Raw genomic sequence first — 318 nt, forward strand, 5'->3', positions numbered from 1 at the left:
GCTCGGGCACCCCGGGTACCGGCAACCAAGGCGACCTGGTGCAGGTCACCATCACCGCCGATCAGGCGTCGGTGGCCGAGAACGTCAAGCCGACCTTCACTGTGCACATCAACCAGGCGCTGGCCCATGACCTGGTCGTGACCCTGAGCAACAACGCCCAGGTCACCATCAAGGCTGGCGAAACCAGCGCCCCGTACACCCATGCTGCGCAGGGCGATGACGTCTACAACGACGCTGGCCAGATCAGCCTGGGCATCAGTTCGGCTGTGGATGCAACCGGTGCGACTTTCGAAAATCTGCAGCTGGGTGGTGCCGCTA

At 63.5% G+C, this 318-nt stretch carries 1 protein-coding gene; it reads left to right on the forward strand.

From position 1 onward, the window contains the following. Positions 1 to 318, forward strand: a 318-nt coding sequence (locus J5M71_RS29020) for an immunoglobulin-like domain-containing protein (RefSeq protein ID WP_207839137.1), incomplete at both ends; no start/stop codon positions are given.

This window comes from Pseudomonas sp. 43(2021), assembly GCF_017490805.1.
Taxonomy (GTDB): domain Bacteria; phylum Pseudomonadota; class Gammaproteobacteria; order Pseudomonadales; family Pseudomonadaceae; genus Aquipseudomonas.